Annotated in this window: 11 protein-coding genes; 4 read left to right on the plus strand and 7 right to left on the minus strand. The window is 67.1% G+C overall.

Annotated elements, in window-relative coordinates; genetic code table 11:
• The first annotated feature begins 120 nt into the window (after window positions 1-120).
• Complete coding sequence (locus AC2VOU_RS20405) at window positions 121-690, plus strand: type II toxin-antitoxin system PemK/MazF family toxin (RefSeq protein ID WP_486958999.1); 570 nt, start codon at window positions 121-123, stop codon at window positions 688-690.
• 1 nt (window position 691) lies between these two features.
• Here AC2VOU_RS20405 and AC2VOU_RS20410 read toward each other — a convergent pair whose 3' ends face one another.
• From AC2VOU_RS20410 to AC2VOU_RS20425, 4 genes are all read right to left on the minus strand, one after another.
• The gene (locus AC2VOU_RS20410) at window positions 692-1120 is read right to left on the minus strand and encodes a CBS domain-containing protein (RefSeq protein WP_486959000.1); all 429 of its coding nucleotides are present in this window, start codon (window positions 1118-1120) and stop codon (window positions 692-694) included.
• Between the two features lie 122 nt (window positions 1121-1242).
• Window positions 1243-2082: a transglutaminase family protein gene (locus AC2VOU_RS20415; RefSeq protein ID WP_486959001.1), complete on the minus strand. Its 840-nt coding sequence runs from the start codon at window positions 2080-2082 to the stop codon at window positions 1243-1245.
• Window positions 2082-3080, minus strand: a complete 999-nt coding sequence (locus tag AC2VOU_RS20420; protein ID WP_486959002.1) for an alpha-E domain-containing protein — start codon at window positions 3078-3080, stop codon at window positions 2082-2084. Before AC2VOU_RS20420 ends, AC2VOU_RS20415 begins: the two co-directional genes overlap by 1 nt.
• Complete coding sequence (locus AC2VOU_RS20425; RefSeq protein WP_486959003.1) at window positions 3080-4726, minus strand: circularly permuted type 2 ATP-grasp protein; 1647 nt, start codon at window positions 4724-4726, stop codon at window positions 3080-3082. The genes AC2VOU_RS20420 and AC2VOU_RS20425 overlap by 1 nt, the downstream gene beginning before the upstream one ends.
• 147 nt (window positions 4727-4873) lie before the next feature.
• On the opposite strand from AC2VOU_RS20425, the gene rpsT reads away from it, so the two are divergent.
• Window positions 4874-5137 (plus strand): 30S ribosomal protein S20, encoded by a 264-nt coding sequence (rpsT, locus tag AC2VOU_RS20430; protein WP_486939411.1) that lies wholly within the window; start codon window positions 4874-4876, stop codon window positions 5135-5137.
• Between the two features lie 5 nt (window positions 5138-5142).
• Here rpsT and holA read toward each other — a convergent pair whose 3' ends face one another.
• The 3 genes from holA to AC2VOU_RS20445 are packed head-to-tail and all read right to left on the minus strand — an operon-like array spanning window position 5143 to window position 8525.
• The gene (gene holA, locus AC2VOU_RS20435; RefSeq protein ID WP_486959004.1) at window positions 5143-6105 is read right to left on the minus strand and encodes a DNA polymerase III subunit delta; all 963 of its coding nucleotides are present in this window, start codon (window positions 6103-6105) and stop codon (window positions 5143-5145) included.
• A 12-nt stretch (window positions 6106-6117) separates the two neighbouring features.
• Entirely contained in the window at window positions 6118-7686 is a 1569-nt protein-coding gene (locus AC2VOU_RS20440; RefSeq protein WP_486959005.1) for a ComEC/Rec2 family competence protein, read from the minus strand.
• A gap of 5 nt (window positions 7687-7691) precedes the next feature.
• Complete coding sequence (locus tag AC2VOU_RS20445) at window positions 7692-8525, minus strand: helix-hairpin-helix domain-containing protein (protein ID WP_486959006.1); 834 nt, start codon at window positions 8523-8525, stop codon at window positions 7692-7694.
• A 179-nt stretch (window positions 8526-8704) separates the two neighbouring features.
• Between AC2VOU_RS20445 and AC2VOU_RS20450 the strand changes: the two genes are divergently transcribed.
• Both AC2VOU_RS20450 and AC2VOU_RS20455 read left to right on the plus strand, forming a co-directional pair.
• Window positions 8705-9865, plus strand: coding sequence for an acyl-CoA dehydrogenase family protein (locus AC2VOU_RS20450; protein WP_486959007.1), 1161 nt, complete (start codon window positions 8705-8707; stop codon window positions 9863-9865).
• Window positions 9866-9897: 32 nt separating this feature from the next.
• A partial coding sequence (locus tag AC2VOU_RS20455; protein ID WP_486959008.1) for an acyl-CoA dehydrogenase family protein occupies window positions 9898-10208 on the plus strand: 311 nt, incomplete at its 3' end.

Raw genomic sequence — 10208 nt, forward strand, 5'->3', positions numbered from 1 at the left:
CCGCGCGGCGCCTGGCCCCCGAACAAGCCGAGGCTGTCCCGTCATGTGGGTTTTTCCTCACGGTCGCACCCGGGCCGGCGCCCGACGCCCGACGCCCGAGGGCCGTTCTAAACTGCGAAGATGCCGGCACAGTGGAGGACGTTCCAGCGACTGGCGGAACAGCTGGTGTTCAGCGAGGCACCGAAATTGATTCGGCAGCTGCAGCATTCCCCCGCGGTGCGGCGCGGCATCCAGGTCGGCCTCGACGTGCTCGCCGGCACCGCCCCCGCCGAGATCACCGCCGGTCGCCCGGTGACCCGCACCAGCGCCCCCACCGCGCATCGAGCGCGCCGCATCGTCTACTCCCCCGACCTAGACGGTCGCGCCGACCCCGGCGAAATCGTGTGGACGTGGGTGACCTACGAGCAAGACCCGACCCGCGGCGAGGACCACCCCGTGCTGGTCGTGGGCCGCGATCACACGACGCTGCTCGGCTTGACGGTGTCGAGCGAGAAAAGCCATGCCGCCGACCGATGCTGGGTGGGCATCGGCGCCGGCAATTGGGACGGCGAGGGCCGGCCCAGTTGGGTACGCCTGGACCGCGTGCTCGACGTTCCCGAAGCGAGCATCCGGCGCGAAGGCGCGATTCTGGACCGCACGATCTTCGACCAGGTCGCAGCGCGTCTGCGCCGTGACTACTCGTGGAGCTGAGCTACCCCTGCGTGATGTAGGACTGCAGCTGCTGGTGCTCGCTCTCCAGCTCCTGCATCCTGGTCTTGACGACGTCGCCGATGCTGACGATGCCGATCAGTTTCCCGTCCTCCAGTACCGGCACGTGCCGCACCCGGTCTTCGGTCATCAGCCTGGTGAGGCTGTCCACGGTGTCGGACTTGGTGCAGGTCGAGACGGCCGCGGTCATGATTGTCGAGACCGGTCGGGACAGCACCGACGCCCCGTGGGCGTGCAACTGGCGGACCACGTCGCGCTCGGAGACGATCCCTTTGACACCGTCGGCCGCCGCCACCACCATCGCGCCGATGTTGTGATCGGCGAGCCCGGCAATCAGCTCAGCGACCGTCGCGTCGGGCTTGATCGTCACCACCGCCGCACCTTTGCCGCGCAACACATCCGCTATCCGCATCGAGCCTCCCGCCGCGTGTGATCAGATTCACATCCAGGCTACGACGAGATGGGCGGCATGTCAGCCGCTGGGAGAAATCGAGCCGATTACTTCACGTGAACACCCGGGGCTGCACGCTCTGGTTATGCCAATCGGGTGATCTCGATGACGACGTCGAGGTCGGTGGCGCCCTGCCCCGAGTAAATGCCCTTCAGCGGGGCCACATCGGCATAGTCACGCCCGACGCCGACGCTGACGTACTGCTCGTTGATCTCGCTGTCGTTGGTGGGGTCGTGATCCCACCAGCCTCCGGTCCAGGCCTGAATCCAGGCGTGACTGTGGCCGTCGACGGTTTCGCCGACCTCGGCGTCCGCGTCGGGGTGGTGGTAGCCGGAGACGTAGCGCGCGGGAATTCCCATGCTGCGCAACACCATCAGCGACACATGCACGAAGTCCTGGCAGACGCCTTTGCCTTCGCGCAACGCGTCCAAACCCGACGAACGCACGCTGGTGCTGCCTTTGACGTAGTCCAGTTCGCCGCGTACCCATGCCGAGGCGGCCAGGACCGCGTCGGCAGGCTCGTGCTCTTTGGCGATCTTCTTGCCCACGGCCGCAATGCGTTTGCTGGCCGGCGCCTGATCGGTGGGGCTCAGCAACTGGTCATAGCGGTCGATGACTGCTTCGCTGCGCAGTTCCGACCAGGTGAGCTGTTGGCTGGGCGGGTCCGGCTTCTCGGTCTCGACCACCGACGCCGACGTCACGGTCAACTCCGTGTGCGGTGCATGCAAGTCGAACGCCGTGACCGCGGTGCCCCAATAGTCGATGTAGCGATATGACCGGGTTGCCGGAACGGTCTCGACACGGTTGAGCACGACGTTTTGTCGTGAATCCGATCGCGGCGTGAGCCGGGCTTCGTTGTAGGACGCCGTCGCCGGGGACGGGTACGCGTAGCCGGTTGCGTGCAACACCCGCATCCGCCACATCAGTTCTTCCCCTGCTTGGTCGCCTTGGCCGCCTTGGCCGGCACTGGATCCCGCTGACCGGCGTCAGTCCAGGCCACCCACGGAACCGGGTGAAAGTACTGCGCCGCCAACGCTCCTCCAACGTCAGAACACGACTTCTGCAGACCGGCCAACCGCATCTCCAACGACTCGAGTAGCACGCCCGGCCGGACGAATTCGAGTTCGCTGCGCGCGCGGCCCAGCAGCCGCTGGGCCTCGGAGATGGCGCCGACTCCACTGTGCGGATTGTGCAGCAACTCGTCGAGATGATGCTCGGCCATCTTCAGCGAATAGAAGATCGACCGCGGAAACCGCCGATCGAGCAGGATGAATTCGACCACCCGATTCGCGTCCAGCACACCGCGATACGTGCGCAGGTAGGTGTCGTGACCGCCCGCGGACCGCAGCAGCGTCACCCATGCCGGGGATACCGCACTGTCGCCCACCCGCGACAGCAACATGCGCACCGTCATGTCCACGCGCTCGATCGCCCGGCCCAGCATCATGAAGCGGTAGCCGTCGTCCCGGGACAACGTGGAGTCGGCGAGGCCGGCGAACATCGCCGCACGCCCCTCGATGAACGACAAGAATTCATGTGGCCCAAGGCGTTTGGCGGCCCGCTCGCGTTCGCCAAGCGCGTTGTAGGTGGTGTTGATGCACTCCCAGGTCTCGGTGGACGTCACCTCGCGAGCCGACCTCGCGTTCTCCCGCGCCGCAGTGATCGCGTCGACGATCGAGGTTCCGCCGCCCGATATATTGCGCCGAAATGCCACCAGATCGGTCAGCGACCACACATCCAGATCGGTGTCAGGTTCGTCGATGCCCAAGACCTGCAATAAAACTCGTGAGGCGTGGTCCGGGTCGACGCTGGAATCCTCGAGCAGCCGGTGCACCGTGACGTCGAGGATGCGCGCCGTGTCGTCGGCACGCTCGACATAGCGACCGATCCAGTACAGGGCTTCGGCATTGCGTGCGAGCATCAGCGAACCACCGCCTGCTGTTGTTGTTGAGATTCCTTCTCCACTTTCGCCGCGCCTTCGGCGGTGGCCGGCGCAGGCAACGCCTTGACCACCTCGGCGGCGCCGAGTTCGCGGTCGGCGTCCGAGGTCTTCGAAACCAGCACCCAGGTGTCCTTGGATCCGCCGCCCTGGCTGGAGTTCACCACCCGCGATCCTTCGACCAGCGCAACCCGGGTCAGTCCGCCGGGCAGCACCCACACGTCGTTGCCGTCGTTGACCGCGAACGGCCGCAGGTCGACGTAACGCGGGGCCAGCGTGTCGCCGATCTGCGTCGGGACCGTCGACAACTGCATCATCGGCTGAGCGATCCAGCCCCGCGGGTCGTCGCGGATGCTCTTGCTGATCGTGTTCAGTTCCTTGGTCGACGCTTGCGGACCGAAGACGATGCCGTAACCACCCGAGCCTTCGACGGGTTTGACCACCAGTTCGTCGACCCTGTCGAGTACCTCCTCGCGCTCGTCGTCCAGCCAGCAGCGGAAGGTCTCCACGTTGGCCAGCAGCGGCTTCTCGCCCAGGTAGTACTCGATGATGGTCGGCGCATAGGTGTAGACGAGTTTGTCGTCGCCCACCCCGTTGCCGACGGCGCTGGAGATCACCACGTTGCCCGCCCGGGCGGCGTTGAGCAGCCCCGCCACCCCCAACACCGAGTCGGGGCGGAACTGCATCGGGTCCAGGTAGACGTCGTCGATGCGGCGATAGATGACGTCGACCTGCACCTCCCCTTGGGTGGTGCGCATATAGACCTGGTTGTCGCGGCAGAACAGGTCGCGGCCTTCGACCAACTCGACACCCATCTGACGGGCCAGCAGCGAATGCTCGAAGTACGCCGAGTTGTAGACGCCCGGGGTCAGCACCACCACCGTCGGGTCGGTCTCGTTGGTGGCCGCGGAGTTACGCAGCGCCCGCAGCAGATGCGACGCATAGTCGTCGACGGCGCGCACCCGGTGGCTGGCGAACAGGTTCGGGAAGACCCGCGCCATCGTGCGCCGGTTCTCCATCACATAGGACACCCCCGACGGCGAACGCAGGTTGTCCTCGAGCACCCGCCAGGTGCCCTTCTCGTCCTTGATCATGTCGATGCCCGCGACGTGGATACGCACCCCGTTGGGCGGCATGATGCCCACAGCCTGACGGTGGAAATGCTCGCACGAGGTGATCAGCCGTCGCGGGATGACGCCGTCGCGCAGGATCTCCTGATCGCCGTAAATATCGTCGAGGAAGGCCTCCAAGGCGCGGACGCGCTGGATCAGGCCGCGCTCCAACTTCGTCCACTCGGCGGCCGAAATCACTCGTGGCACCTGGTCCAGCGGAAACGGGCGCTCCTGGCCGGAGAGTGAGAAGGTGATGCCCTGGTCGCTGAACGCTCGACTCAGCGCTTCGGCCCGGTCGTCGAGGTCGGCGGCGCTGGACGGCGCGAGCTCGCGGTAGATGCCTCTGTACGGTCCCCGGACGTTGCCCTGACCGTCGAACATCTCGTCGAAAGCGTCGGAGTAGCCGTTGACCTCGTTGTAGCCATCAAAAATGCGCTCGAAGTTCTGCGACGTGCCTTGTTTTTGCCGTCGGGACTCTGCGGGAACGGTTCGAAGGGCCACAGTGTCATGCTGCATCAGATCTGCCAGCCGCGCAGGGTCGGGTGCTTCACTTTGGGGGATTTCACCCCGGACTGATACCCTGGGCAATCGCCGCTTAAGCGTCAACGCGCCCCGGCAACCCGTCACACCCCAAGCCGCTGAAACTTTGAAGAGGAATTACGCGTGGCCAACATCAAGTCGCAGCAAAAGCGCAACCGCACCAACGAGCGCGCCCGGCTGCGCAACAAGTCGGTGAAGTCGTCGCTTCGCACGGCGGTGCGCGCATTCCGCGACGCCACCGCGGCCGGCGAGAAGGACAAGGCAGCCGAACTGCTGGTCTCGGCCAGCCGCAAGCTCGACAAGGCCGCCAGCAAGGGTGTAATCCACAAGAACCAGGCGGCCAACAAAAAGTCCGCGCTCGCCCACGCACTCCACAAACTCGGCTAGTCCGCTTATTCGGCGACGAGCTCCGCGACTTTTCGCACCGCCGCCTCCAGCGCGTAGTCGGCGTCGGCGGCCGCCCCTTTCACGTCGGCGTTCAGCGCCGCCACCAGCCGCATCGCGGTAGCCACCGAATCGCGCGACCAGCGCCGTGCCTGCTTCTGGGCTTTCTGCACCCGCCAGGGCGGCATCCCCAGTTCTGAGGCCAGCCGGTAAGGGTCGCCCGACAGCGACCCCACCCGCCCGATGCTGTGGACGGCTTCTGCCAGCGCGTCGGCCAACACCACCTGCGGTTCGCCGCGCAGCATCGCCCAGCGCAGCGCCTCGATCGCGCCCTCGACGTCACCCGCCACGGCTTTGTCGGCGATGTCGAAACCTTTGACCTCGGCCTTGCCGTGGTGATACCGCCGCACCGCGGCGACATCCACCCGGCCACCGGTATCGGCAACCAATTGCGAACAGGCCGAAGCCAATTCGCGAATATCTGAGCCGATCGCGTCGAGCAGCGCGGTGAGCGTGTCGTCGTCGACCTTGGCCTTCAGGGCACGAAACTCCTTGCGCACGAAGTCCAACCGCTCGCCGGCCTTGGCGATTTTCGCGCAGGGATGAACTTCAGCACCCAGCTTCTGCAGCTGATTGGCCAACGCCTTGGCACGCCCGCCGCCGGAGTGCACCACGACAAGTTCGGTGCCCGCCGGCACGTCGGCTGCGGCTTTGGCGATCAATTCGGCCGCCTCTTTGCCGGCCTCACCGGCAGCCTCCAAGACGACGACGCGCTCGTCGGCGAACAGCGACGGGCTGAGCAGTTCAGCCAGTTCGTAGACGCCGACATCGCCGGCGCGGACCCGGTCGACCGGGACGTCGTCGGTACCCGCGCGCTCGCGGGCCGACCGCAGCACGTCCGCGATTGCGCGCTCGACCAGCAGCGCCTCATCTCCCAACACCAGGTGCACTGCCGAATCCTGCTGGCTCACCAGATGATGGTGTCACGTTCGGCCGACACCTGCGCCGGCCCCCGCCAGCAGACCGGACAGCGACCAGGCCAGTAGCGCGCAGATCGCCAGCGCCATCACTGCCCGAAACCACCGCCACCGCCACAGCAACACGGCCAGCAGTCCCGCGGCGCCGACCCCCAGCACCCCGCAAATCCCGGCCGGCACCGGCACACTCGCGCCGGGCACACTCGCCGACCAGTGCGCGATCCGCAACAGCCACCACACTTCCGGGCCGGTGAACCGGATCAGCAACTGCGCCCCGGCCGGCCAAAACAGGCACGCCGCCGCCGCCGCAGTGCCCAGGATGGTGATCGGCGCGACCAAGGCCGCGACCGCGAGATTTGCCGCCGCCGACACCAGGCTGAGCCGGCCGGAAATACCGGCGATCAGCGGCGCGGTCACCAACTGCGCGGCGCATGCCACACAGACCGCGTCTGCCAGCGGCTTGGGCCAGCCCCCCGTCACCAGGCGCCGCGACCAGATCGGCGCGATGACGACCAGCGCGGCTGTGGCCACCACCGACAGTGCCAGGCCCACGTCGACGGCCAACTGCGGCGTGAGGACCATCAACACCAGCACGGTGCCCGCCAGCGCCGGAATCGCCTGCCGTCGCCGCGACGACAGGACACCGACGAGCGCGATCGCGCCCATCACCGCCGCCCGCAGCACGCTCGCCGAGGGCTGCACCACGATGGCGAACAGCACCAACGCGAGGCCGGCCAAACCCACCGCGGCCCGTGGGCCGATCAGGCGCGCGGCGAACAGCACCGCCCCGCACACGATCGTGACGTTGGCACCCGATACCGCGGTCAGGTGCGTCAGACCCGCGACGCGGAACTCTTGGCCGACGACCGGGGTCACCGACGACATGTCACCGAGCACCAGCGCGGGCAGCATCGCCGCCTGCTCGGTGGGCAACACCCGGCGGGCCGCGTCGGCGAACCGCACGCGGACGGCATCCGCAGCACGATTCAGCGGCCCGGCTCGGCCCATTGTCGGCGCGCCGACCGCGGTCACCACGGCCACAGTCAGGTCACGACGGGTCGGCGCGGTGATGCGTGCACGAAAACGCATCGGTTGGCCGACCATCACCGCTGCGAAGTCGCGCGTTGGAGCGAAAACCGCCGCGCGGCCGGATATCTCGTCGCGGCCGAGCCGCCGGAGTTCGGCGCGGAACAGCAGCCGTCCGTGACCCACCGGCCGCGCGCTCTCGACGGGGGTGACGGCCACCTCGACCGTGGTACCGAATACCGCGGTGATCGGGTGGTGCGCGACCGCGTCGGTGCGCAACGCGATCGCAAACCCGAATCCGGCACCGACCACGCCCGCGGCGGCCAGCCCCAGGCCGATCGCGCGCAGCCCGGCCCGGTCCGAGCCCAAGCGCCGCAGCAGCATTCCGACCGCGCCCGCGGTCAGGCAGAGGCACCCGGCGAGCGCGCCGACCGGCCAGATGATCCCGGCCGCGGTCACCACCCAACTGGTCAGCGCCGCCGGCACCAAGCGCGCGTCCAGCCGCCATAAACCCGCCGGCGACGGACCGGCGGTGGATGCCTGCGTCACCGGCCTCAGACACGGACCAGCCGACGCAGCTTCTCCAGACGGCCAGGGCCGATGCCGTCGACCTCGCCGAGCTGTTCGACGCTGGTGAACTTGCCATTGGCGTCGCGCCAGGCCACGATCGCCGCCGCCATTACCGGGCCCACCCCGGGCAAGCTGTCCAGCTGCTGGACGTTCGCCGTGTTCAGGTTGATCAGCTGCGGCGGTCCGCCCTTGGTCGGCCGCGATGCCGATCCGGTGGGACCCGGCACCTTCGATCCGGGGCTCACCGAGCTGCCCAGCAACGTGGGCTGCCCTGCGGCCGGCGCAATGCCCACCACGATCTGCTCGCCGTCATCGAGCTGGCGAGCCATGTTGAGCCCGATGGTGTCCGCGCCATCGGTGGTGCCGCCGGCCGCCTTCAGAGCGTCGGCGATGCGTGCGCCGGGTGCCAGCGTGACGAGGCCGGGCTTGTGCACCAGGCCGACCACGCTCACCACGACCGGCTGGTTCGCCCGAGCGGACGGATCGGGGCTGCGGCTTGCCGAGGCCGCCATCTCGACGGGCGGCAGCTTGGCAGAGGCCACGGGTGCGGGCTGTTCGCGCATCAGCGTGAAGATGGTGATCAGCACGGCGATGACCGCGACCGCGGACAAGGCGATCGCACCCGCGCGACCAGGGTCGGCACGGATCTTGGCCAGCCACCCGTCCTGCGCCGAACCGTCTGGAACCCACCGCGGCAACAGGGAGTTCGGATCGTCGTCGTCGATGTCGTCGTCGATATCGTCATCCGAGCGCGCGTCCGCGGTCGGCTCCGTGCCGAGTCGGCGGTGCAATCGCTCAGCGGGCAGTTGTGTTCGCATGCGTCGACGGTAGGACTGCCCACTGCCGCCGCGTGCACGTCGTGGCGGTCCTGAGGCACCCGCTGTGGAGCAGGTGGGGACTGTGCATGAACGATTCAGCAGCGAGCCGCCTGACCAGTTGGTCGGGCGGCCGGATAACGTGCACTACAGGTTTGACAGATCCAGCAGAGGAGACTGGCATGCAACTGGCGCTCACGAAGGACGAAGCCGCCCTCCGCGACGAGCTACGCGAGTTCTACACGATGAAGATCCCCGCGGACATCCGGGAACGGACCCGCGCGGGCGAGGGCCTTGACCGCGACGACATCGAGACCAGCCACAAGATCCTCAACGAGCACGGGCTGGCGGTGCCCCATTGGCCGCTCGAATGGGGCGGCAAAGACTGGACCCCGGCCCAGCATCAGATCTGGCTCGATGAGATGCAACTGGCCTGCGTGCCGGAGCCGCTGAACTTCAACGCCAAAATGGTGGGCCCGGTCATCGCCGAGTTCGGCTCGCAGGAGATCAAGCAACGCTTTTTGCCGCCGACCGCGGCCCTCGACATTTGGTGGTGCCAAGGGTTTTCCGAGCCCGAAGCCGGCTCCGATCTGGCGTCGCTGCGCACCACCGCGTTGCGTGACGGCGACAGCTACGTCGTCAACGGCCAGAAAACCTGGACCACGCTCGGTCAGTACGCCGACTGGATCTTCTGCCTGGTGCGCACCGATCCGCAAGCGCCGAAGAAGCAGGCCGGCATCTCGTTTCTGCTCATCGACCTCGACACTCCCGGTATCACCATGCGGCCGATCAAGTTGATCGACGGCAGCGTCGAGGTCAACGAGGTGTTCTTCGAAGACGTCCGGGTGCCCGCCGATCAGCTTGTCGGAGAAGAGAATCAGGGCTGGAGTTACGCAAAGTTCCTGTTGGGCAACGAGCGTACCGGTATCGCACAGGTGGGTCGCACCAAGGTCCGCCTCGCGGACGTGAAGAGGCGCGCTGCCGAGAGCGGCCTCCTGAAGGATCCGCTGTTCGCGGCTCGAGTCGCCGAAGCCGAAAACGACTTGCTGGCATTGGAACTCACCCAGATGCGGGTAGCATCCGGGTCCAAGAGCGGCAAACCCAACCCGGCGTCGTCGGTGCTGAAACTACGCGGCAGCCAATTGCAGCAGATCGCCACCGAACTACTCGTCGAGGTCGCTGGCCCGGACGCGCTGCCCTACGAAGCCGGTGATGACATCGCTTCGCCGTCGTGGGCACAGCACAGCGCGCCGCACTACCTGAACTACCGCAAGACGTCGATTTACGGCGGGAGCAACGAAGTTCAGCGCACCATCATCGCGTCGACCATTCTGGGCTTGTAAACGAGAACCGGGCTAGTAAGGCAGGTAACGACATGGACTTTCAACTGAGCGAAGAACAAACACTCCTGCGCGACACCACCCGCGACTTGCTGTCGCGCAGCTATGACGCCGAAAGCCGGATCAAGGCCGTCGACTCCGAACTGGGTTGGAACCGGGAGGTGTGGGCCCAGCTGGCCGAAACCGGCATCCTCGGGCTGGGATTCGACGCCGACGAAGCCGGGCAAATCGAAGTGATCACCGTGCTCACCGAAGTCGGCCGACGACTGGCACCCGACCGCGGCGGGCAGGGGGCGGTGGGGCCTGGCGCAAGCAGCGCCGAGGGAGGCAACGACGCCGGGAGGGA

It is taken from the genome of Mycobacterium sp. TH-M25, from assembly GCF_057473665.1.